This window comes from Streptomyces sp. NBC_01775 (genome assembly GCF_035917675.1).
Classification (GTDB): domain Bacteria; phylum Actinomycetota; class Actinomycetes; order Streptomycetales; family Streptomycetaceae; genus Streptomyces.
The window spans coordinates 6,216,630-6,235,480 of the sequence record NZ_CP109104.1 but is presented as its reverse complement, the minus strand read 5'-3'; the positions used below and the strand labels follow the sequence as shown (position 1 = coordinate 6,235,480).

Genomic DNA, 18,851 nt, shown 5'->3' with positions numbered 1-18,851 from the left:
CTTGCGGCTTGCGGCTTGCGGCTTCAGCGCGGCCGTACGGACACGAGGGAGGCGGGTTCGCGTTCGGCGGAGGTCATCAGCGCCGTCCGGACGACGGCGGCCTGCTGGGCGAGGGAGTCCCGCAGCTTCGTCTGGGTGACGTACACGACGGTGACGCCGAGGCGTTCGAGGGCCTCGCGCTTGCGGGCGTACGTACCCCACGTCTCCTCGTCATCCGCCTGTGCGGGCCGCGCGTCGATCTCCAGCGCGACCGCGTGGTCGGGCCAGTAGGCATCGACGCCGCCCAGTCCGGGGCCGCCCGGCACCCGCAGTTCGACGTTCCAGCAGGGGTCGGGCAGGCCGTGCTGGAAGACCATGTCGTACAGGCGGCCCTCGGCCAGCGCGCGGCCCTCGGCGAGCAGCCCGTCCACGGCGTCCGTCACATGGGGCCTGCCCAGCAGCCGGGCCCTGGCCAGCTCGTGCAACACCGGCTGCGGCTCGCAGTGCCCGCCGCGCACCGACTCGGTCAGCAGCCGCCGCACCATGACGGCGTCCTCCAGCGCGGCGACGGCGTCGGCCAGCGCGCGCGGCACGGGGGCCACGGGCAGTCCGGTGATCTCTTCGGGCTCGGGGAGGGTCTGGGTCCTGACGATGCGCACGCACCCGGTCGAGCGCGGCCTGCGCCCGCGCGGGACGAGGACGTCGAGCCGGTCCAGCGACAGCAGCGAGGGGACGGCGTTGAAGCAGTGCAGCGCGAGAGCGGCGAGCCCGGTGATCATCGCTCCGGGCGGAATCCCGGGCGGCACACCGTCCGGGTCCGTCCGGGACCCGCTCGGGGCCACCGCGTACAGCAGGGCAGCGCGCAGCCGTTCCTCACTGGTGGGCTCGCCGGCGTGGAGCAGGCACACGCCGGGGAGCAGCATCCGCCAGGGGCCTCCCGGGCGGCAGCGTTCCTCGGCCATGGCGGCGGTGATGCCGTGCTCGCGCAGGGCGCCGGCGGTCATCACACTGCGCCGGGCCTCGGGGAGGTGGCTGAGAGGGCGGGGCGAGAGCGGTGCGTTGTGCGTCATGCTCTCCGCGATTCCCCGCGGAGTCCCCGCTGCCAACGTATGTGACAAAGCTGTCGCCAAAAGCGGACAACCCTGTCCTAAAGCACGGCAGTTCGAACGCCGATAATGCGGCGTCCCTCAGCTGCTCCGGGTGCTCTTCTTGCTGTTCTTGTCGCTGATGGTGACCAGCGCGGCGATCACGAGGAAGAGCACGATGGGAGCGGCGACGTACAGCCCGAGGGTCTCGATGATGCTGAGGCCCGGGCCGGGGTCGTCGCCGTCGTCGGGGGTGACCGCGAAGGCGGGGGACGACAGCAGCATCAGCAGCGTCGCTCCGGCGGTGACCGTTCCGGCGCGCAGGGCGTTCTTGGTTGCCTTGTTGCTCACACAGCCAACATATCGGACGGGTGAACGGCCCGCGCGCCGGGGTGCGCTTATCGCACCGACGCCCGGCCACCGCCTCGGACCGGCGCCTGGCCGTCGCCCCGGGGCGCCCGGCCGAGGTGCGGGGACGCCGGCCCCCAGCTCGCCGCGGTCGCACGCACGTCCCGTCAGCTCCGGTGCAGGTGCTCCGTCACCGCCTGTGCCTCCTGCTCGCGGTGCTGTGCCCGGTACAGCGTCAACGCCTCGCTCCAGGCGCTCTGTGCTTCCTCCTCACGCCCCAGTGAGGAGAGGACGTCACCCAGCCGGTCGAGGGTCTCCGCCTCCCGGTAGGCGTGGCCCAGCTCCTGGAACAAGCGCAGCGCCTGCTCGTAGTGGTGCCGTGCCCGGCCCGGCCGGCCTTCGTGGTGGGCGATGTAGCCCAGGGTGCTTTCGGCGTCAGCCATTCCGTCGCGTTCGTCCTGGTGGCGGAAGAGCGCGAGGGCGGTGCGGCAGTGTGTGCGCGCTCGCCCGTACTGTCCCAGCCGAGCGCAGTACAACCCCACCTGGGTGTGGGCCTGCGCGGTCCACACCTGGACGGCGAGCGCCTCGAAAAGGGGCAGGGCCGGACCGGCGTGCCGTAGCGCCTGTTCGTCGTTCCCCCGGCTTTCCCACGCGTAGGCGAGGATCAGCCGGCTGTGGGCCTGCCCGGCCACATCGCCGGTTTCCTTCGCCCGTCGCAGTGCCTCGTGCAGGTGTTCCAGCGCCTCCTCGTGGAGTCCGGCGCGGATGCAGGCGATTCCCAGGCAGCGGCAGGCGAGAGCCTGCGCGGCGGGATCGGCGAGCTGCGCTGCGGCAGCCCGGCCCGCGCGCCAGGTGAGGAGCTGGCTGTGCACGTGTCCGCGCCTGCGGTGGTAGGTGTCCAGGCTCCAGGCCAGGTGCCACACCACCGCATGCCGGCCCTCCCGGGCGGCCAGCCGCTGAGCGGCGAGCAGATGGGGGTGGTTGTTCTCGAGCCAGGTGAAGGCGGAGACCTCGTCCGGGGGGACGTCCGGCGCGCAGCCGGCGGTGGGCTCGCCGATCTCCAAAGGGGTGCGGTGCGGATGCAGCAGGCGTTCGGCGGCGTGGGCGGAGTGCAGGTAGAAGTCCACGAGGCGCCGGAGCGGCCCGGCATCCGCCTCCTCTCCACCGGGTGGCTCCACGGTCCGCTCCCCGCGCTCCGCGGCCTGTTCGGCCGCGTACAGCCGCAGCAGGTCATGCATCCGGTAGCGGCCGGGCTTGTCCTCGTACACCAGGTGAGCGGTCACCAGCTCCCGCAGCGTGACGCGGGCGCGGGAGGCCGGTGAGGCGGTGAGACAGGCGACGGCCGGGAGTCCGATGTCGGGGCCGGGCGCCGGTCCCAGCAGCGCGAAGAGGTCTCGCGCGGGCGGGCTGAGCGCGCGGACGGAGGAGGAGAAGACGGCGCGCAGGTCCGCGGTCAGGTCCCCGGCGTCCAGGACGTCCAGCCGCCCTGTGGTTTCCCGTAGTTCGTCGGCGTGGACTTCGAGAGGGAAGTCCGGACGGGCCGCCGCCCGGGCCGCGATGATGCTCAACGCGAGTGGCAGGCCGCCGCAGTGCTCCAGCATGGTGGTGACCGCACCGTCTTCGGCGGCGGCCCGCTCGGCCCCCAGCCGGAGCGTGAGCAGTGTGCGTGCCTCGGTCTCCCCGAAGACATCGAGAGGCAGTTCCCGGCTGCCGTGCGTGGCGGCGAGTGCGGTGAGGCGGTTGCGGCTGGTCACCAGCACGGTGCTGCTCGGACTGCCTGGCAGCAGCGGGCGCACCTGGTTCTCGTCACGGGCGTTGTCGAGGACGACGATCAAGCGGCGGCCGGCGAGCACACTCCGGTAGAGGGCGGACCGCGCCGCCGGATCGGGCGGCACGCTCTCGGGAGCGACGCCGAAGGCGTGGAGGATGTTGCGGATCACCGCGGCCGGATCCACTGGTTCGACGGACGGGTCGTATCCATGCAGATCCGCGTAGAGCTGTCCGTCGGGGAAGCCGTCGCTGTGCGTGTGGGCCCAGTGCAGGGCCAGCCAGGTCTTGCCCACCCCGCCGGGGCCGCCGATGGTCAGGAGGTGCCCGCCCTCGGAGCCTGCCAGCCGGTCCGTCAGTTCGGCCAGCTCCCGCCGACGGCCGGTGAACGGCCGGGGCGGCGCGGGAAGCTGGTGCGGCACGGGCGCTTGTGCCGTCCCCGTGGCGGCGCTCGCGGAAGGGGCGGGGTCGAGCGCCGGGTCACAGCTCAGGAGCTGCTGGTGCAACCGCCGCAGCGGACCGCCGGGGTCCATCCCCAGTTCCTCGGCGAGCCGTCCGCTGAGGTACTCGTAGCGGTGCAGGGCATCGGCGGTCCTGCCGCACCGGTGGAGCGCGAGGATCAACTGGCCCGCCAGCCGCTGGTCCAGCTCGTACCTGTCCGCCCGGTCGGTCAGCTCCGGCAGCAGTTCCCGGTGCCGGCCGTGGTGCAGCGCGACATCGTTGCGGTCCAGTTCCACGGCGAACCGCTCCTGCGCGAGATGGCCGCGCAGTTCGTTGAACCAGGGTGTGTCCACACCGGCGCAGAAGTCACCGGCCCACACCTCCAGCGCCCGGGTGAACAGCCGGTCGGCTGCCTTCTGGTCCGGAGTGTCCCTTGCCTGGGCGGCCAGCTGCCGGAACCGCCGCAAGTCGGTCCCGGCATCCACGGCCTGAAGCCGGTATCCGCCCTGTCCCTTGACGATGCCGCCCGCGCCGGTCGCGGCGAGAAGACCCCGAAGGCGGGAGATGTAGCCGTACAGAGTGCTGCGGAAACTGCCGGGGAGTGGTTCCCCCCAGACCCTTTCGGCAAGCTGGTCAGCGGTGACCGCACGCCCGTCCTCCACCAGCAGCACGGCCAGTACGGTGCGCTGCCGCAGATGTCCCAGTCCTACGGGTCGCCCGTCGACCCGTAGGCCGATGTCACCGAGCACCGTGTACTCAGCCTTCACGCCACCCCCGCTTCCCCGCGCCTCCGGCCTTCCCCTGGAGGCCGTCACCCGCGTGCCGGCCACTCCCGGCCACCAGCTCTCCGCAGCCGCTTCCTCCGCGCGGTGGGGACGAACACCGGGCACCCGCACCGTGCGTTCCGGGACGGACCGGGCCGGGCCGGACCGTTCCGGGCGAGGAGCCGTCCGGGGAGGGGGGCTGGATTCGAGCCGGGTTACAGCCTGCCCGGCGTACGGGCGTCAGTCCAGGGAACGCCGCAGCTCCGCGAACAGCTCGCGGACCCGCGGCAAGGTGGTCAGCTCGTCCAGCGTGACAGGGCGGCCTCCGGCGTCCGCCAACGGCAGCCGCCAGTTGGGGTATTCCACGCTGGTGCCCGGCACGTTCTGCGCCCGCCGGTCGCCCACGGCGTCGGGCAGCCATACGCCGAGCATCCGGGCGGGCGTTCCGGCGAGGAAGCGGTAGACCGCCTTGATCTGGCCCTCCTCGTCGCCCCTCCCCTCCGGCAGCAGCCGCAGCCGCTCGAACAGCGAGAGCCACTCGGCGAGTTCGGCGCTGTCGGCCGCGCGCTCGTCGGCCGCCGTGCGGGCCAGCAGCCCGAGCCGTTCGCGCAGTTCGATGTGGGCACCGGTCAGGCGCGCCGCCGTGCTGGGCAGGTCGTGCGTGGTCGCCGTCGCCAGGCAGTCGGTCCGCCAGCGCTCCGGGGGCAGCGGCGCCGTTCTGCCGCTCTCCTCGCGGACGGCCGCTCCCCCGCGCCCGTCCGGCTCCGTGCCCGCTGTGGCCTCCCGTTCGCGCGCGTAGTCCCGCTCGAACCACAGCACCGAGGTGCCCAGCACCCGCCGGGAGGCCAGCTCCTCGCGGACTCCGGGCTCGACCGTGCCCAGGTCCTCGCCGATGACCGCGGCCCGCGCCCGGTGCGCCTCCAGGGCGAGGACACCGTGCATGGCCTCGGTGTCGTACCGCACGTATGTGCCCTCGGTGGGCGGACGGCCCTCGGGGACCCACCACAGCCGCGAGTGGCCCATCACGTGGTCGACGCGCAGTGCGCCCGCGTGCCGCAGCAGCCCGGCCAGCACCTCGCGGTAGGCCGCGTACCCCGTCCCGGCCAGCGCGTCCGGGCGCCAGGGCGGCAGCCCCCAGTCCTGCCCCTGCACGTTGAACGCGTCGGGAGGCGCGCCGACCGTGATGCCCTGCGCGAGGATCTCCTGCTGCGCCCACGCGTCGGCGCCGCTCGGATGGACGCCGACGGCGAGGTCGTGCACCAGCCCGACGGGCATCCCGGCCTCGCGGGCGCTGCGCTGCGCGGCGGCGAGCTGGCCGTCGGTGAGCCACGCTGCCCAGCAGTGGAAGTCGACGCGCTCCATGTGCTCGTCCCGCGCGTCGGCCGTACGCGCCGAGCGCGGGTCGTCGAGCCCGGCGGGCCAGGAGCGCCAGTCGGGGCCGTGCAGCTCGGCGAAGGCGCACCAGGTCGCGTGGTCCTCCAGCGCCTGGCCGCGCTCGGCCAGGAAGTCGCAGTAGGCCGTGCGCCGGCCCGGCCCGAGCGGGACCTTGCGCACCAGCTCCAGCGCCTCCCGCTTGAGGCCCCACACGGCGTCCCGCTCGATGTAGGCGTCCTTGCGCAGCACCGCGTCCCGCAGTGCCGCGGCGCGCGAGAGCAGCGCGGCAGCCCGCTGCCGGTCGCCCGCGTCGAGGTAGGCGTACTCGGGGATCTCCTCGATCCGCAGGTGTACGGGGTCGGGGAAGCACCGCGAGGAGGGGCGGTACGGGGAGGGGTCCATCCGCGCGCCCGCAGCCGCCGGTACCGCGCTGTGCAGCGGGTTGAGCTGGATGAAGTCGGCGCCCAGCGTGCGCCCCGCCCACCCGGCGAGGTCGCTGAGGTCGGCGAGGTCGCCCATGCCCCAGGAGCGCGAGGAGAGCAGGGAGTAGAGCTGCACCAGCACGCCGTGACCGCGCTCGCGGCCGGGCCGCACCCTGGGGGCGGGGAAGAGCTCGGGGGCGACGATGAGCGTGCTGTGGGCCGCGCGGTCGCCGGGGGCGTGCGCGAACAGGGTGTGCACACCTGACGGCAGCTCGGTGCCGGGGCCCCAGCCGAGGGTCTCGCCGCTGTCGGTGACGACGCGCAGGACGGTGCCTTCGGGAAGCCCGGCGAGCGCGGCCACGGAGGGGGAAGCGGAGCCGGAAGTGGGGGCGGGCCCGGCATCGGGGCCGGGGAGGGGCCCGGGAGCGGCGACCTTGGCGGATAACGCGGATAACGCGGATAACTCCGCAAGGGAGCCGCTGGAGGGCGGCTCCGGATACGCGGAGCCGGTGCGCGCGCCGGAGCGCAGCACGACGGTGGGAGGAAGCAGCCGGCTGCTGTCCCGCTCGTGCCGCTCCAGCGCCGCGCGGACGGCGTCCGGCGTCGAGGCGTCGACTCCTAATGCCGCGAGCACGGAGACGACCGTCTCCTCGGGCACCCGGACCTGGCGGCCCGGTGCGGTCTCGTAGGACAGCGAGACCCCGTGCGCGGCGGCGAGCCGCGCGAGGGGGGTCCCCCCGGACGGAGCCTCGGGGAGGGGCATCAGATGTCCGCTGGCTCCGTGCCGAAGCCGAGGCCGGTCGGCTCGCTGGTCAGGGGCGCTTCGGCGAGCGGGGGCTCGCTGGTCAGCGGGGTGGCGTCGGCGAGCGGAGGCTCGCTGGTGAGGGGGGCGTCGGCACAGCCGCAGGTGCACGAGCCGTCGAGTCCGGAGTCGGGGTCGGACACACCGGACAGGTCTACCGGCTCGTGCCCTCGTTTGGAGAGGGTCCGCTGCTGGGGGAGCGGAGAGAGGGCGGACATCAGAAGTTCAGCGGACGCGGCCACGGGAGGCCTCCGTTCGTTGACGAAAGGGCGGACAGGACTCGCCTTACCCAGTCGGCGGGCGCGCAGACGTATCCACCGGGGGAACGTGTCCCAGCTCACGTCGGTTCCCGCGGCGATTTACCGATGCCGGCGCCCCGGAAGAGGAGACTCAGGGGACCTTTCGGGCATCTCACGACAGTATTTGCGGAGAGCCCTCCGGGATCGGTCCGGCACCGGGCGACGCCCCCTCTCGCGGCTGCGGCGGCGGCTGCGGCTGCGGCTGCGGCTGCGGCTGCGGCTGCGGCCAAACCCCGCGACGGCGGGCTCGCGGGCTCCTAGAATCCGGTGGGCCCCTCCCCTCCGGGCATCCGGTGACGCGTGTCGCCGTCCGCCCGGCGCCGTACGCGCGTGCTCCCACGTACGCGCGTGTCCACCGGTGTGCTCCGCTCGCGTCGCATGCCCCGCTCGCGTTTGTGGCACACCTGTGGCACCCAGTGGCGCACCGGGAGGCACCACCGCGCCTATCGTGCTGGCGAGGGCGTGACGGCACGTGCACGGAACGCGCACAAGGACGTGCACGACAGAGTGCGCACGGGTGGCGCGGGCACGGGCACGCGCACAGGAACGGGCACGGTCCGGACAGGGGCCTCGCACACGGGGCCTGATGGTTCCGGCCAGAACATCGGGGAGGAAGCGGTGGGGACAGCGGCGCGCGGCGACGGCGGCCTGGAGGCGCCTTCCCACGCCACGGGCACCCGTCACTCCGTACCTGGCGGCTGGAGCCGGGTGAGCGCCGCCGCGCTCACGGCCGCGGTCGTCTCCGGGCTGATCGGCGGCGCGCCCGCGGCACAGGCCGCTCCCCCGCCCTCGCCCGACGGGCCGGCGGCGGGCACTCCGGATGACGACGACGCGCGCGGTGAGCTGCCGCCGGTCTGGCCCCGCCCCCAGACGATGCGCGAGCGGGGCTCGTTCGTCCCCGCACATTCCGAGGCCGCGCTGATCGTGGACGAGGACGCGGATCCGTACGCGCTGGACGTGATCCGCGAGACCCTGCGCTCCGCCGGGGTGCGCACCGTGCGCGAGACAGGTCATGGACAGGCCCGTCACGAGCAGTCTCCGGACGGGCGTCCCGAGGCATCCGGCACGCGTGCGGGAGCCGGCCGCTCCGGCGCGTCCGGACACCCGCGCCGTACGGAGCAGCCGATCCCCCCGGACAGCCTCGTCGTACGCGTCGGCACCGGGTCCGCCGAGGGCGCGCTGCGCGCGCTGCGCGCTCCGGCCCGCTCCGACCTGCCCCGAGGCGGCTACCGCCTGGCAACCGGGAGGCACGACGGGCGCGACACCGTGGCACTCGAAGGGGCCGACGACGACGGGCTGTTCTACGCGGCCCAGACCCTCCGGCAGCTCGTCACGCGGCACGAAGGAGCGCGCGGCTTCCCCGGAGTGACCGTGCGCGACTGGCCCGCGGCGCCGGTGCGCGGGACCACCGAGGGCTTCTACGGGCAGCCCTGGACGAGCGAAGAGCGCCTGGCCCAGCTGGACTTCCTGGGCCGCACCAAGCAGAACCGCTATCTCTACGCGCCGGGCGACGATCCGTACCGCCAGGCCGCCCGCTGGCGCGACCCGTACCCCGCCGGACAGCGCGCGGAATTCCGGAAGCTGACCGAGCGCGCCAAGCGCAACCACGTGGTGCTGAGCTGGGCGGTCTCGCCGGGACAGGACCTGTGCTTCTCCTCGAAGGACGACCGCAAGGCCCTCCTGCGCAAGCTGGACGCGATGCGCGCGCTGGGCGTGCGCTCCTTCCAGCTGCGCTTCGAGGACGTCAGCTACAGCGAGTGGCACTGCGACAACGACGCCGACACCTATGGCTCGGGCCCCGAGGCGGCGGCCCGCGCGCAGGCGGAGCTGACCAACGAGGTCGCCAAGCACCTGGCCGAGCGCCATCCGGGCGCGGAGCCGCTGTCGCTGGTGCCGACGGAGTTCTACCAGAAGGGCAGGACGGACTACCGCGCGGCGCTCGCCAAGCGGCTGGATGACCGGGTCGAGATCGGATGGAGCGGCGTCGGGGTCGTCCCGCGCACCATCACCGGCGACGAACTGGCGCGGGCACAGACGGCGTTCCCGCGCCACCGGCTGGTGACGCTGGACAACTATCCGGTCAACGACTACGCGCAGGACCGCATCTTCCTGGGCCCCTACCAAGGCAGGGAGCCCGCCGTCGCGAACGGATCGGCCGCGCTGCTCACCAACGCGATGGAACAGCCGACGGCCTCCCGCATCCCGCTGTTCACAGCGGCCGACTACGCCTGGAACCCGCGCGGCTACCGCCCGCAGGAGTCCTGGCGGGCCGCCATCGACGAGGTCGCGGGCGGACGTGAGGCCGACCCGCGTACCCGCGCCGCGGTGCACGCGCTGGCGGGCAACGACACCTCCTCGGTGCTCGACGGCGACGAGTCCGCGTATGTGCGCCCGCTGCTGGAGGCCTTCTGGACGGCCTACGAGCGCGGCGACAAGCAGGAGCTGGCCAAGGCCGCCAAGCGGCTGCGTACGGCCTTCTCCGCGATGCGTACGGCGCCCTCGCGGGTGCCCTCCGGCCTCGCGAAGGAGGTCGAGCCGTGGCTGTCCGAGCTGTCCCGGCTGGGCGAGGCCGGCGAGCGCTCGGTCGACATGGTGGTGGCGCAGGCCCGGGGCGACGGCGCCGCGGTCTGGAAGGCGCAGCTGGACGTCAGGCGGCTGCGCGCGGAGAGCGAGCAGCGCGGCAAGCACAAGGCCACGGTCGGCAAGGGCGTGCTGGCCGCCTTCGCCGACAAGGCACTCCGGCTCTCGGACGAGTGGACGGGCGTACGGAAGCCCAAGAGCGACGGCGGCGACCAGGGCTCCCCCGGCTCCCCGGGTAAAAACGCCGGGCATCCGGAGGGCTCGGACGGCGCCAAGGCATCCGGGGCGCCCGGCGGTGCTCCCGGCCGGAAGCCGGCCGTGCACGGCACCCCCGGCCCCGTCCCCGGCTCCCCGCTGTCCTCCGTCGTGGACGGCGACCCGGCCACGGCCTACCGCGCGGCGGGCGTACCGGCGGCCGGGCGCTTCACCCCGGACAGCCCGCCCATGCTCGTGCCCCCCTCCCAGGGCGGCGGCCCGGAAGAGGCGGCGCGGCGCCCTGCGATGACGCTCGCGCTGCCCGAAGCGCGCCCGCTGCGCGCCGTCACGGTGCTGACCGGGCCGGGCTCAGGCACCCGCGCGAAGGTACAGGCCCACGTCCCGGGCAAGGGCTGGCACAGCCTCGGCGCCCTTTCGGAGAGCGGCTGGACCCAACTGACGGCGGGGCACGACCGGGCCAAGGCCGACGCGCTGCGCCTGGTGTGGGCCAAGGACACCGAGCCGCCCGTCGTCCACGAGATCACCCCCTGGTACGCGGACACCCCCAAGACCTCGCTGGCGCTGCCCCGTACGACGGTGGACGCGGTGATCGGCGGGAGCCCCGCACGGGCGCACGCGCGGCTGACGGGGCACCGGCCCTCGGACGTGCGCGGCAAGGTCACGGTGAAGGCGCCCAAGGGCTTCACCGTCCGCACTCCGGCGCGCTCGACCGTACGGCGCGGCGGCACGGTGGACGTACCACTGCGGATCACGGCGGACAACTCGGTCAAGGCTGGCACCTATCGGGTCCCGGTCTCCTTCCGCGGGGAGCGGGTCACCCTGACCGTGCGGGCCTATCCGCGCACTTCGGGGCCGGACCTCGCGCGGGAGGGGCGTGCCAGTTCCTCGGCGGACGAGACGAAGGACTTCCCCGCCGCCGCCGTCACGGACGGCAAGCGCGGCACGCGCTGGTCCTCGCCCGCCAAGGACGGCGAGTGGGTACAGGTGGAGCTGGCCCGGAAGGCGCGGGTGGGCCAGGTAGTGCTGCACTGGCAGGACGCCTACGCCTCCCGCTACCGGATCCAGGTCTCGCCCGACGGCAAGCGCTGGCGCACCGCGGCGACCGTGCGCGACGGGGAGGGCGGCAAGGAGTCGGTCCGGATGGACGCTCCCGCCGACACCCGCTTCGTCCGCGTCCAGGGGGACAAGCGGGCGACGCGCTACGGCATCTCGCTCTGGTCGGTCGGGATCCACGCCGTGGACGGCGGCAAGGCCCGGCACGCACGCCGGACCGGGGACAGGTCGTAGGAGGGCGGCGCCGGCCGCAGAGGCACAGCGTCCGTCACGGGAGCGGCACCCGCCGTGGCAACAACAACGCCCGGGTCTCAGGCAGTGGATCTGCCGTCGATCCGGGCGAGGTCGTCGTCCGCGCCGTATGGCTGGAGGTAGGGCAGCCATCGCGGGTCCCTATGCCCCGTGCCGATGATCCGCCAGGCGAGGCCGGAGGGCGGCGCGGGTTGGTGGCGCAACCGCCAGCCCAGCTCCGCCACATGGTGGTCCGCCTTCACATGGTTGCAGCGACGGCACGCCGCGACGACGTTCTCCCAGGCGTGGATCCCTCCCCTGCTGCGCGGGATGACGTGGTCGACGCTGGTTGCGACACCACCGCAGTACGCGCAGCGTCCGCCGTCCCTGGCGAACAGCGCGCGGCGCGTGAGGGGAACGGCTCCGCGAAAGGGCACCCTCACGAAGCGCTTCAGGCGGACAACGCTCGGAGCGGGTATGACGCGGGTCGCGCTGTGCATCAGTGCGCCGGAGTCCTCCAGGCTGACCGCCTTGTCGTTGAGGACGAGGATGAGCGCGCGGCGAAGCGGTACGACGCCCAGCGGCTCGTACGACGCGTTGAGGACCAGGACATGCGGCACGGTGCCTCCTTGTACGTCGGCGGCGCGTGGCTCGCGCCGGGACGATCTCCCCTCAGTGTGTCCCGTGCCCTGGTGACTTCGCCACCACGACCGGGCAACACATCGAGCGTGTTTTGGACCACACCGACTGCTTCCCCCGTCGAAACAGCCCTCTCCCTCGAAAACCTGATCCCATACTGCTCAGTGACAACAAATGTGAAGGCTCTGCGCCGTTAGTGTGGTCGCGGCATCCGTAGCCTGCCTCCACGGATGTGACTCGCACGGAAGGTCAACCCTGTGTATTGGCTGCTCAGCGCCTCCCCGTCCCCTTCGCCCGACGGCCCTCAGCCGCCGCGCTCCTTGGAGGACGCCCAGGAGTCGGCGGACGAGGCCGCGGGCTGGTTCCAGGAGAACTGGTCGGACTGGCTGGCGACCGGGGTGCGGATCGTCTTCGTCTGCGTCATCGCCGTGGTGCTGCGCTATGTCATCCGGCGCGCCATCACCAAGCTCATATCCCGCATGAACCGCAGGGCCGAGGTCGTGGACAGCGGCAACGCGCTGCGCGGGCTGTTGGTGAACGGCGAGCGCAGAAGGCAGCGCTCCGAGGCCATCGGCTCCATCCTGCGCAGTGTCGCCTCGTTCGTGATCCTGGGTACCGCGGCGTTGACCGTGCTCTCCGGGCTCGGCATCAACCTCGCCCCGCTGCTGGCCAGCGCGGGTGTGGCGGGTGTAGCACTGGGCTTCGGCGCCCGCAACCTGGTGACCGACGTTCTGGCGGGCATGTTCATGCTGCTGGAGGACCAGTACGGCGTGGGTGACCGGGTCGATGTGGGCGAGGCGTCCGGCGTCGTCATGGAGATCGGACTGCGGGTGACGCAGCTGCGCGGCGACGGCGGCGAGATCTGGTACATCCGCAACGGCGAGATCAAGCGCGTCGGCAACCTCAGCCAAGGCTGGGCCATGGCGATGCTCGACGTCCAGGTGCGCTCCAGCGAGGACCTGGAAGAGGTACGGTCCGCGATCATCACGGCGGGCGAGGAGATGGGCAAGGACAGCCCGTGGGACGAGGTCCTGTGGGAGCCCGTCGAGGTGCTGGGGCTGGACGAGGTGACGCTGGAGTCCATGGTGCTGCGGGTGTCGGCCAAGACGATGCCCGACAAGAGCCTGGGCGCCGAGCGGGAGCTGCGCTGGCGCATCAAGAGGGCGCTGGACGCGCGCGGGATCGAGATCGTGGACGACCACTCCCTGGCCATCCAGGCGGGCCGCCCGACCATCGCGCTGGAGAAGGGCGACGGCATCCCCTTCCAGCAGCGCTGAGCGCTTCCCCGGCGGGGCGGGCCCCCCGGCGCCGAGCGGTCTTCCCGGCGCAGGGCGGTCTTCCCGGCGCAGGGTGGACCCGCCCCCTCGCTCCCCCTCTGTTCCCGCGCGGCCGGAGCGCAGTTCCATCCGTTGACGGTGCCTGGGCGGGGGCCTACTGTCCTGCCATAAATGGGCAACCTTCCTAACAGTTGCGGGGAGGCGGGGCGGCGCTGCCGAGCCGAGCGACCGGACAGGACGCCCCGGCGGCTTCGGATGACGGCGAAGGGGCGGGCGCCCGCGCGGAGTTGCCACACCGCTTCGCGAGCTGGTGCGCGCCGAACCGGCGGAGCCGGCCGTGCCCCGGCCCAAGCCGGTCCTGGGCTCCATGACCGAACACCCCGCCCTGAAGGGCGCGTTGCACAGCGCCTCGCCACCACCCGCGACGAGGTGTGCGACACCTCGCCGAACACCCCGACGTGCCTTCACCGAAAGCGTGAGCCTGACAGGAGTTGAGAGCTGGTGCGACTTTCCGTAGTGGGTGGCGGCTCGACCTACACACCCGAACTCGTCGACGGCTTCGCCCGGTTACGGGGCACCCTGCCGGTCACCGAGCTCGTGCTGATCGACCCCGACGCGGACCGCCTGGAGCGGGTCTCCGGCCTGGCCCGCCGCATCCTCTCCCGCCAGGGGCATCCGGGGACGATCACCACCACCGCCGACCTGGACGCGGGCGTCGAGGGAGCGGACGCGGTGCTCATCCAGCTCCGCGTGGGCGGCCAGGCGGCCCGCGGACAGGATGAGACCTGGCCGCTGGAGTGCGGCTGCGTCGGCCAGGAGACCACCGGCGCCGGCGGGCTCGCCAAGGCGCTGCGCACCGTCCCGGTCGTCCTGGACATCGCCGAACGGGTGCGCGGGGCCGCACCGGATGCCTGGATCATCGACTTCACCAACCCCGTCGGCATCGTCACCCGCGCACTGCTGTCCGAGGGCCACAAGGCCGTCGGACTGTGCAACGTGGCCATCCACCTCCAGCGCACCTTCGCCGGGCTGCTGGAGGAGCCACCCGAGCGGGTGTATCTGGAGCATTACGGGCTCAATCACCTCACCTGGGAGCTGGGCGTACGCCTCGGCGGCCCGGACGGCGAGCAGGTGCTCCCCCGGCTCATCGCCGAACACGGCCACCGGATAGCCGAGAAGCTGCGGCTTCCCGCGACCGCCCTGGAGCGGCTCGGCGTGGTGCCCTCGTACTACCTGCGCTACTACTACGCGCACGACACCGTCGTGGACGAGCTGCGCACCAAGCCCTCGCGCGCCGCCGAGGTGGCCGCCATGGAGCGGCGGTTGCTGGAGATGTACGCGGACCCGGAGCTGACGGAGAAGCCCGAGCTGCTCGCCGAGCGGGGCGGTGCCTTCTACTCCGAGGCGGCGGTCGCCCTCGCGGCCTCTTTGCTCGGCTCCGGGCAGGACGCGAGCGTGCAGGTGGTGAACACCCTCAACAACGGGACACTGCCCTTCCTCCCGGACGACGCGGTCGTGGAGGTTCCCGCACGGATCTCACCCGCGGGCGCCGCACCCCTGGCGGCGCCGCGGCTCGATCCGCTGTTCACCGGGCTGGTCTCGCACGTGGCCGCCTACGAGCGGCTCGCGCTGGAGGCCGCGCTGCGCGGCGGCCGGGACCGGGTCTTCAAGGCCTTGCTGGCCCACCCGCTCATCGGGCAGTACGGCCCCGCCGAGCGGCTGACCGACCTTCTGCTCGCGCACAACCGGGAGCACCTCGCATGGGCCTGACCTTATCCGGCGCGCCGTGCCTGGCCATCGACGCGGGCAACAGCAAGACCGATGTCGCCGTCGTCGCCCCCGACGGGACCGTCCTGGGCTCGGCGCGCGGCGGCGAGTTCCAGCCGCCCAGGGTGGGCGTCGAGGCCGCCGTCGCGGTGCTCGGCGCCGCCGTGGAGCGGGCGGCGGCCGATGCCGGGCTGCCGGCCGGCGGGGGCCGCCGCTTCGGGCAGGTGTCCGCCTGTCTGGCCAACGCCGATCTGCCGCGTGAGGAGCGGGAGTTGGCGGAGGCCGTCACCGCGCGCGGCTGGGGCGAGGCCGTGCATGTGGCGAACGACACGTTCGCGCTCCTGCGCGCGGGGCTGCCCGACGACGGCTCCTTACGGCACGGCGTGGCCGTCGTGTGCGGTGCGGGCATCAACTGCGTCGGCAGGGCGGAGGACGGCCGCGTCCACCGCTTCCCCTCCGTCGGCCTGATATCCGGAGACTGGGGCGGCGGCGGGGGCCTGGCCACCGAGGCGCTGTGGCACGCGGCACGCGCCGAGGACGGCAGGGGCGAGCCGACCACGCTCGCGCGGACGCTGCCCGACCACTTCGGGCTGCCCTCGATGTACGCGCTCATAGAGGCGCTGCACCTGGGCGAGATCTCCGGCGGGCGCCGGTACGAGCTGGTCCCGCCGCTGTTCGAGGCGGCGCGGGACGGCGACGGCATCGCCCTCTCGCTGGTGCGCCGCCAGGCCGAGGAGATCGTCTCCCTCGCGGTGGTCGCCCTCACCCGCCTCGGCCTTCTGGAGACGGCCGCACCCGTCTACCTGGGCGGCGGCATCCTCACGTCGGGGCAGGCCCTGCTGGACGACCGGCTGGCGGAGCGGCTGGCGGAACGCGCCCCCAAGGCCACCGCGCACACCGTCCAGGCCCCGCCGGTCCTGGGCGCGGGCCTGCTGGCCCTGGACCGCGCCCAGGCCGGCGAGGGGGCCCACGCCCGGCTGCGGGCTACGTACGGTGCAGCGTGATCGTCGTCCAGGCGCCGACGTGGACCCGGTCGCCCTCCTTGAGGGGGACGGGGACGTAGGGCTGGATCGGGTCCTCGGCACCGTTGATGGTGGTGCCGTTGGTGGAGTCCTGATCGACGACCGACCAGGTGCCGTCGGGCTGCTGGACCAGGACGGCGTGCTGGTGGGAGACGCCGGGGTCCTCCGGCGGGCGGCCCAGATCGATGTCCGGGGCCTCGCCCGTGGAGGCGCGGCGGCGGCCGATGGTGATCTGGGGCCCGGACAGCGGAAGCTGCTGCTCCGGTGAGTACGCGGGCAAGTTGAGCGCGGCGGCCTCCGGGCCGCTGCGTCCCATCATCGCCGTGAAGTACCCGCGATCCGGCGCGATCACCGCCATCCAGGGGCCGCCCGGCTGCGGGGCTCCGGGCCGGCCGTAATCCGGCTGCTGCTGACCGTAATCGCCCTGCTGCCCGTACTCCTGCCGTTGGCCGTACTCCTGCTGCGGGAACTCGGGCGGCTGCCCGGGCCCTCCCTGCTGCGGAGGGGCTCCCTGCCCGCCCATGCCGGGCAGGCTCGGCGGCCCGGGCTGGCGCGGGGGCTGGGGGCCCTCGGGCGCGTGCGGCTGGAGGGGCGGCGCGGGAGCCGGGGGCGGCGCGCCGGCCGCGGCCTGCCGCTGCTCCACGGATCCGGGCGGGGAGAGCACCCAGTCATCGCTCGGCTGGGCGGACTCCTGCTGTCCGTTGTACGGAAACAGCGGCTCGGCGGGGCGGTTCATCTCGGAGGGCTGGGAGCGCTCGTACTCGAAACCCTGCGGGTCCTGACCGGGGCCCTGGCCCTGCCCGTTGGCGGGTCCGCCGGGGTAGGGCTGCATCGGCTGCCCGCCCTGGGGCGGGCCGGGCGGCTGGTGGTGGCCCTGACCCGGGATCTGGGGGCCCGGCCCCTGGGGCTGAGTCCCTGGGCCCTGGCCGGGGAAGCCGCCGGGCGCACCCGGATGCTGCGCCGCCGGCGGCGCATAGGTGGTCGGGGAGTGCGTCAGGAAGTTGTAGCGGCATCCCTCGCAGAAGGGCGCCTGCATCTCACGGGGTGTGCCGCACTGGGGGCACAGCTCGGCCTGGGTCTGGCCGGGACCCTGCTGGGGCACGCCCGGACCGGGGCCGGGGTAGCCGTAGCCCTGGCCGGGCGCGGGCGGCGGCGGGCCGGGAGCGCCGGGGGCTCCGGGTGGACCGGGGTAGCCGTAGCCGCCGGGGCCTCCGGGCGGCTGAGGAGGCGGCGGTACGGCACCAGCGGGCGCGGCGGGTGCGCCGGTCATGCGGTGACCGCAGACCTCGCACCAGTCGTCGGCCGCCGACTGGTGACCGTTCGGGCAAGTCGGCATGGTGAGTGCCTCCCCCTCCGTACTCCTGTTTCTTCCGCTACTTCTTCACGCGGACCGTCTTCGTGGACCGCGTCTCCAGCGTCATCTCGTCTGCTTCGGCAACCTTCGCCTTCAGTCGAACAGTACCCGTCGCGGCATCCACCACGTCGACCACCTTCGAAAGCAGTTTCGCAGTATCCGCGTTCCCCGATTCGTTCGCCAGCTGCACCGCACGTCCGAGTTTGGCGGTTGCGCCCGCTTCGTCCCCCGACTTCCGCATATCGAGGCCCGATTGGATCACCTGGGCCAGCTCGGCCTGCCCCGTGTAGTGCGCGACCTGCGGATTGATGGACGTGGTGGCGACCATGTCGTCGGTCCACACGGCCCGGATCAGCCCCTGCGAGAGGGTTTGCGGGGTGCCTCCGTCCGGAGCGGGGAGGATGAGCGAGACGCGCGCCGCGAGCATCTCCTGGCCGACCCCGGCGGCGGGCACCTCCACACATACGTGGTAGTCGCGCGACTCGTCGCCCCATGACCCCGTCGGGTAGTCCCCCGCGCGCGGACCGGCCTGGGTGCGTCGCCCGGTCAGGTCCTCCACCGTCGGCGCGACCTGCTTGACGAACTTGATCTCGGAGCCCTGCGGGGTCCACAGGCGCAGCGCCACGTCGGCGACCTCCTTGCCCATGGCGTTCTCCATCATCTGCGTGAAGTCCGCCGCCAGGCCGTCCGGGTCGGCCACGATGTCGGCCGTGCCGAGCAGCGCCGAGGCGATGCCGGTGACCTCCTTGACCTCCCAGTCGGTGCCCACACCCCGCGCGTCACAGGTGAAACGCCCGGCGCAGGCGTCCAGCGCGGCCTTCAACTCCTCGGGCTTCTCGTGCTCGTTGCGCCCGTCGGTGAGCACGATCCCGTGCCGGATGGCGGCGTTGGAGGATGCCAGCAACTGGTCGGCGAGTTTGAGCCAGGTTCCGATGGCGGTGCCGCCGCCCGCCGACAGGGAGCGCAGCGCGTCCTTGGCCTCGGCGCGGGTCGAGGCGTCCGCCGTGGCGAGCCCGCCGCCGCCGGGGAAGACCTCCTTGGCCTGGTGGGTGCCGGCCACGACGGCGAAGGCCACGCCGTCCCTGAGCGTGTCGATGGCCGCCGCTGTGGCGTTTCGCGCGTTGCGCATCTTGACCGGCGGATAGTCCATGGAGCCCGAGCAGTCGACCATGATGACGACGGCGGCGTCCGCCCCCTCGCTCACCGCGGCACGCGCCGGATCGGACACCGGCAGCGGCTGGCCGCCCGTGGTGCCGCCGCCCGTCGAGGTGACGGTGACGATCGCGTTGACCTCGCGCGCCTCCTCGGGGAGGTACTCGTTCTGGTAGACGTCCACCGAGAAGCGCGGCGTGTTCGACTTGCTGAAGTTGGCCATGTGTTCCGCTCCTGAATGCTCTACAGCGACAAGTAGACAAAGGGGCAGGGAGAAGT

12 protein-coding genes are annotated in these 18,851 nt (G+C 73.4%); 4 read left to right on the top strand and 8 right to left on the bottom strand.

Annotation, left to right across the window (positions count from 1 at the left end):
- Nucleotides 1–23: 23 nt before the first annotated feature.
- The 5 genes from OHB04_RS27735 to OHB04_RS27715 form a co-directional block, all read right to left on the bottom strand.
- Complete coding sequence (locus OHB04_RS27735; RefSeq protein WP_326808542.1) at nucleotides 24–1,049, bottom strand: hypothetical protein; 1,026 nt, start codon at nucleotides 1,047–1,049, stop codon at nucleotides 24–26.
- 117 nt (nucleotides 1,050–1,166) lie between these two features.
- A complete protein-coding gene (locus OHB04_RS27730) occupies nucleotides 1,167–1,415 on the bottom strand; it encodes a hypothetical protein (protein WP_326808541.1) in 249 nt (82 codons plus the stop codon).
- A gap of 164 nt (nucleotides 1,416–1,579) precedes the next feature.
- Entirely contained in the window at nucleotides 1,580–4,387 is a 2,808-nt protein-coding gene (locus OHB04_RS27725) for an AfsR/SARP family transcriptional regulator (protein ID WP_326808540.1), read from the bottom strand.
- Between the two features lie 237 nt (nucleotides 4,388–4,624).
- A complete protein-coding gene (gene malQ, locus OHB04_RS27720) occupies nucleotides 4,625–6,943 on the bottom strand; it encodes a 4-alpha-glucanotransferase (RefSeq protein ID WP_326808539.1) in 2,319 nt (772 codons plus the stop codon).
- Nucleotides 6,943–7,224 (bottom strand): hypothetical protein, encoded by a 282-nt coding sequence (locus tag OHB04_RS27715; RefSeq protein WP_326690361.1) that lies wholly within the window; start codon nucleotides 7,222–7,224, stop codon nucleotides 6,943–6,945. The genes malQ and OHB04_RS27715 overlap by 1 nt, the downstream gene beginning before the upstream one ends.
- Before the next feature lie 765 nt (nucleotides 7,225–7,989).
- Between OHB04_RS27715 and OHB04_RS27710 the strand changes: the two genes are divergently transcribed.
- Entirely contained in the window at nucleotides 7,990–11,364 is a 3,375-nt protein-coding gene (locus OHB04_RS27710; protein ID WP_326809540.1) for a beta-N-acetylglucosaminidase domain-containing protein, read from the top strand.
- A gap of 77 nt (nucleotides 11,365–11,441) precedes the next feature.
- Here OHB04_RS27710 and OHB04_RS27705 read toward each other — a convergent pair whose 3' ends face one another.
- Nucleotides 11,442–11,981 (bottom strand): HNH endonuclease, encoded by a 540-nt coding sequence (locus tag OHB04_RS27705; RefSeq protein WP_326690360.1) that lies wholly within the window; start codon nucleotides 11,979–11,981, stop codon nucleotides 11,442–11,444.
- Between the two features lie 276 nt (nucleotides 11,982–12,257).
- Here OHB04_RS27705 and OHB04_RS27700 point away from each other — a divergent pair, with 276 nt between their 5' ends.
- The 3 genes from OHB04_RS27700 (at nucleotide 12,258) to OHB04_RS27690 (ending at nucleotide 16,048) form a co-directional block, all read left to right on the top strand.
- The gene (locus tag OHB04_RS27700) at nucleotides 12,258–13,277 is read left to right on the top strand and encodes a mechanosensitive ion channel family protein (protein WP_326690359.1); all 1,020 of its coding nucleotides are present in this window, start codon (nucleotides 12,258–12,260) and stop codon (nucleotides 13,275–13,277) included.
- A gap of 501 nt (nucleotides 13,278–13,778) precedes the next feature.
- The gene (locus OHB04_RS27695) at nucleotides 13,779–15,047 is read left to right on the top strand and encodes a family 4 glycosyl hydrolase (protein ID WP_326808538.1); all 1,269 of its coding nucleotides are present in this window, start codon (nucleotides 13,779–13,781) and stop codon (nucleotides 15,045–15,047) included.
- Nucleotides 15,038–16,048 carry an N-acetylglucosamine kinase gene (locus OHB04_RS27690; RefSeq protein ID WP_326808537.1) on the top strand — a complete coding sequence of 337 codons (1,011 nt, stop codon included), beginning with the start codon at nucleotides 15,038–15,040 and terminating at the stop codon, nucleotides 16,046–16,048. Before OHB04_RS27695 ends, OHB04_RS27690 begins: the two co-directional genes overlap by 10 nt.
- On the opposite strand, the gene OHB04_RS27685 is transcribed toward OHB04_RS27690, so the two are convergent.
- Both OHB04_RS27685 and OHB04_RS27680 read right to left on the bottom strand, forming a co-directional pair.
- Nucleotides 16,029–17,402, bottom strand: coding sequence for an FHA domain-containing protein (locus OHB04_RS27685; RefSeq protein WP_326808536.1), 1,374 nt, complete (start codon nucleotides 17,400–17,402; stop codon nucleotides 16,029–16,031). The two genes, OHB04_RS27690 and OHB04_RS27685, sit on opposite strands and share 20 nt — an antisense overlap.
- Nucleotides 17,403–17,439: 37 nt before the next feature.
- Nucleotides 17,440–18,795, bottom strand: a complete 1,356-nt coding sequence (locus tag OHB04_RS27680) for a vWA domain-containing protein (RefSeq protein ID WP_326690355.1) — start codon at nucleotides 18,793–18,795, stop codon at nucleotides 17,440–17,442.
- Nucleotides 18,796–18,851: the final 56 nt, after the last annotated feature.